General features: G+C 68.8%; 4 protein-coding genes and 1 pseudogene. 2 read left to right on the top strand and 3 right to left on the bottom strand.

The window, feature by feature from the left end; genetic code table 11:
* The 3 genes from ABTZ89_RS37340 to ABTZ89_RS37330 all read right to left on the bottom strand — a co-directional run.
* On the bottom strand, positions 1 to 803 hold an 803-nt coding region (locus tag ABTZ89_RS37340), incomplete at its 3' end, for a cation transporter (RefSeq protein ID WP_351053912.1).
* 25 nt (positions 804 to 828) lie between these two features.
* The gene (locus ABTZ89_RS37335; protein ID WP_351053909.1) at positions 829 to 1767 is read right to left on the bottom strand and encodes a DUF8832 domain-containing protein; all 939 of its coding nucleotides are present in this window, start codon (positions 1765 to 1767) and stop codon (positions 829 to 831) included.
* A gap of 58 nt (positions 1768 to 1825) precedes the next feature.
* The gene (locus ABTZ89_RS37330) at positions 1826 to 2035 is read right to left on the bottom strand and encodes a heavy-metal-associated domain-containing protein (RefSeq protein ID WP_351053906.1); all 210 of its coding nucleotides are present in this window, start codon (positions 2033 to 2035) and stop codon (positions 1826 to 1828) included.
* 230 nt (positions 2036 to 2265) lie between these two features.
* Between ABTZ89_RS37330 and ABTZ89_RS37325 the strand changes: the two genes are divergently transcribed.
* Both ABTZ89_RS37325 and ABTZ89_RS37320 read left to right on the top strand, forming a co-directional pair.
* A complete protein-coding gene (locus ABTZ89_RS37325) occupies positions 2266 to 2703 on the top strand; it encodes a Fur family transcriptional regulator (RefSeq protein WP_270949236.1) in 438 nt (145 codons plus the stop codon).
* Positions 2696 to 3232 (top strand): annotated as a pseudogene (locus ABTZ89_RS37320) (peroxidase family protein); the annotation flags it as partial. The gene ABTZ89_RS37325 and the pseudogene ABTZ89_RS37320, both read left to right, overlap by 8 nt.
* Positions 3233 to 3303: the final 71 nt, after the last annotated feature.

Raw genomic sequence — 3303 nt, 5'->3', positions numbered from 1 at the left:
TCGCCCACGGCGAGTTCCGAGGTGGGGATCCGTTCTTCACGGCCGTCGCGCAGCACCGCGACGTCCTTGGCACCCAACTCCAACAACGCCCGCAATGCCGCACCAGCACGACGCTTCGACCGAGCCTCGAAATACCGCCCCGCCAAGATGAACGTCGTCACCCCAGCAGCAACCTCGAGATAGATCGACCCATCACCGCTCATCCGCTCGATCGTCAACTCGAACGGGTGCGTCATGCCGGGGACTCCGGCGGTGCCGAACAGCAGCGCGTACAGCGACCACAGGAAGGCCGCGATGGTGCCCATCGACACGAGGGTGTCCATTGTGGCTGTTGCGTGGCGGAGGTTCGTCCAAGCGGCCTTGTGGAAGGGCAAGGCACCCCACACCAGCACGGGTGCGGCCAAGGCGAGCGAGATCCACTGCCAGTAGGTGAACTGCAACGCTGGAACCATCGCCAACGCGATCACCGGTACCGACAGCACGGTCGACACGATCAGTCGCTGCCGCAACGACCGCGTCGGATCGTCGTCCTCCTCGGCTTGCGAGGGCTCGGCTTCCCGTGCCGCCTTGGGCAGCGTTGCGCCGTAGCCAGCGGCTTCGACGGCGTCGACGAGCTGCTGCGGGTCCAGTCCCTCCGGGACGCTGACCTTGGCCTTCTCCGTCGCGTAGTTGACGGTCGCCGCGACACCGTCGAGCTTGTTCAGCTTGCGCTCGATCCGAGCCGCGCAAGAAGCGCACGTCATGCCGGTGATGGCGAGTTCGACCTCGCCGGTGCTCTGCGGGGCCCGTTCCTCGGTGGTCATACCGGTTCCTCCTCGTTCCTCTGCCTCAGTGCCCGGTGTGACCGCGCTGGTCGACTGCGGGGGCGGCGCTGCTGGTGTCCACTGCGAACTCCGCGGTGCGCACGACGCCGTCGTGCTGGAAGTCCAGGAACAGCCGGTAGGTACCCGCGGTGGGTACCTCTGCGACGAAGTCGATCCTCGGGCCGGGCGCGGTGCGACCGTCACCGGGCGCCCCGTCGGGGTGCACGTGCAGGTAGGCGAGGTCGCCGCCGCGCAGGGCCACCAGGTGGCCGTAGGCGGACAGGTACGGCTGCAGGTCGGTGACGGGTCGGCCGTCCTTGCTGACCGTCAGCTGCAGCGGGGACGACTGCCCGGCCACGAGCTCGCCGTCGAGGCGGACCTGGTAACCGTCCACTTCGGACACCCGCGATGGGGCGAAGCTGCGCGGTTCGAAGTAGCCGCCCGCGGAGATGTCGGTGCCGAGGGTGGTCGCCGCACCGCCGGTCGGAGTGAAGTCGGCGAAGACCCGGTAGCTGCCCGCCTCGGGCAGGTCCAGCGGGGTGGTCCAGGTGCCGTCGGCGGCCATCTGCGGGTGCAGGTGCTGGAATCCCGCGGTGTCGCGGCGCACCAGGACGAGGTGCATCTGCTTGTCGTGCTCGACGTCGAAGTTCGTGACCGCGCGCCCGTCCGGGCCGAGGACGCGGAAGGAGAAGGGCTCGGTGGTGCCGGCCTGTCGGGTCGTGCCGGTGGGCGCGAGGGTGTAGCCGCCCCTGGACGACGCGAGTCCGCCGGGCAGGTCGGTCTCCGCGACGGTGCCGCTGTGGGCGTCCCCGTGTCCGGTGGGCTCACCGCCGGGCATGCCGTCGTGGCTGCTCGAGGCGGGGGCGGCGGAGAGGGGGCCGACGGCGGTGCCGACCGCCCAGCCGCCGCCGGCGACCAGGGCGAGCACTGCACCGTAGGCGGAGAGCTTGCCTGCTGCGTTCATGGCGAAACCACACTGGGAGCGGGGCGGGCCGGGGGAGCGGCCCGCCCCGGGGATCAGGTCAGCTGTCGGCCAGCTGGTAACCGGCTTCTTCCACGGCGGTGCGCACGTCGGCGGAGCTGATCGCCTCGGCGCTGGAGACGGTGACCGCCCCGGTGGGGAGGTCGACGGCCACCTCGGAAACGCCGCCGATCTTGCTGACTTCCTCGGTCACCGACTGCGCGCAGTGCCCGCAGGTCATGCCGACGACGGTGAAGGTGGACTCGGCCATCGGGAGCTCCTCTGGGTTGTTACCCCTGGGGGGTATGTGTTGCTGACGAGTTCGATTTATACCCCCAGGGGGTATGGATTGCAAGTGGTGGGGCGATCCCGGAAGAAAGTTCAAGGCGGTCGATGAGTTCAGTGTCAATCGAAATTGTCCCCGATCGCGGGTTACTCTTGATTCGCTCCAGAAAACAGGCCAGACTGCTGCACGTGCCGACGACAGCCGACCACGAGCGCATGCTGCGCGAGGCTGCACTGCGCGTGACCCGCCCGCGGGTCGCAGTGCTGTCAGCCGTGCACGACCACCCGCACGCGGACACCGAGTCGATCATCGGTGCCGTGCGCGAGGTACTTCCTAAGGTGTCCCACCAGGCGGTTTACGACGTGCTGCGGGCACTGACCGACGCTGGACTGCTCCGCCGGATCCAGCCGATGGGCTCCCTGGCCCGCTACGAGGCGAGGGTGGGGGACAACCACCACCACCTCGCGTGCCGGTCGTGCGGGGTGATAGCCGACGTCGACTGCGCCGTCGGTTCAGCGCCCTGCCTGACGGCCTCGGACACCCTGGGCTTCAGCATCGACGAAGCCGAGGTCATCTACTGGGGCCTGTGCCCGAACTGTTCCCCCGATTCACCAGCAGCACCTGAAACATCCCGAGAGGAATCCCGTGACTGACAGCACGAACGTCGGCCAGGCCGCGGAGCAGAGCGAGGGCAAGTGCCCGGTGGCGCACGGACGCGCTCCGCACCCGACCCAGGGCGGCGGCAACCGCCAGTGGTGGCCGAACCGGCTCAACCTGAAGATCCTCGCGAAGAACCCGGCGGTGGCGAACCCGCTGGACGAGGACTTCGACTACGCCGAGGCCTTCAAGAGCCTCGACCTGCCCGCCGTGAAGCGGGACATCGAAGAGGTGCTGACGACCTCGCAGGACTGGTGGCCCGCTGACTTCGGCCACTACGGTCCGTTCATCATCCGCATGGCGTGGCACAGCGCCGGCACCTACCGGACCAGCGACGGCCGCGGTGGCGCCGGTGCCGGTCAGCAGCGCTTCGCGCCGCTGAACAGCTGGCCGGACAACGTCAACCTGGACAAGGCCCGCCGCCTGCTGTGGCCGGTCAAGAAGAAGTACGGCCAGAACATCTCCTGGGCCGACCTGATGATCCTGGCCGGCAACGTCGCGCTGGAGTCGATGGGCTTCAAGTCGGCGGAGCGGGTCACCGCGCGGACCAGCGGCAGCAGTTCGTCCACGGTCACCGGTAGCGAGGACTCGTAGCC

Source organism: Saccharopolyspora sp. NPDC002686 (genome assembly GCF_040295745.1).
Classification (GTDB): Bacteria; Actinomycetota; Actinomycetes; order Mycobacteriales; family Pseudonocardiaceae; genus Saccharopolyspora; species Saccharopolyspora oryzae.
The sequence above is the reverse complement of the archived record's forward strand: the minus strand, read 5'-3'. Positions and strand labels throughout refer to the sequence as shown.

Excerpts from the sequence above, each read along its gene's own strand:
- ABTZ89_RS37335 (WP_351053909.1), bottom strand. The coding sequence starts at position 1,767 with ATGAACGCAGCAGGCAAGCTCTCCGCCTACGGTGCAGTGCTCGCCCTG.
- ABTZ89_RS37330 (WP_351053906.1), bottom strand. The coding sequence starts at position 2,035 with ATGGCCGAGTCCACCTTCACCGTCGTCGGCATGACCTGCGGGCACTGC.
- ABTZ89_RS37325 (WP_270949236.1), top strand. The coding sequence starts at position 2,266 with ATGCTGCGCGAGGCTGCACTGCGCGTGACCCGCCCGCGGGTCGCAGTG.